Raw genomic sequence first — 295 nt, 5'->3', positions numbered from 1 at the left:
GTCCGCTGGCAGCTGTCGTCCTGGGAGACCCGGGGCGAGGACGGCCAGGAGGGCGGCGTCGCGCTGCTGCGGCTCCTGCCCGACCAGCTCGTCGCCGACGACGGGCGGCAGGAGGCCCTGTGGGGCGAGGCCACGGTCTCCGACCAGATCGCACGGGCCGCGGCGCGGGTCCAGGCGATGCTCGGCCATCAGGCGATCACCCGGCCGTTCCCGGCCGGCGGACGCGGGCCCGGCGATCGCCTCGTCCCGGTGCCCGTCGGCGACCTGCCGCCGGAACCGGCCGCCGAGGGGCCGT

1 pseudogene is annotated in these 295 nt (G+C 78.6%); it reads left to right on the top strand.

The window, feature by feature from the left end:
• Positions 1 to 295: pseudogene (locus ACFFNX_RS52290) on the top strand (DNA polymerase Y family protein); the annotation flags it as partial.

The sequence above is a fragment of the Actinoallomurus acaciae genome (assembly GCF_042429965.1).
In the GTDB taxonomy this organism is placed as follows: domain Bacteria; phylum Actinomycetota; class Actinomycetes; order Streptosporangiales; family Streptosporangiaceae; genus Actinoallomurus; species Actinoallomurus acaciae.
Note: the sequence above shows the minus strand (reverse complement) of the source record. Positions and strands in the feature narration are given on the sequence as shown.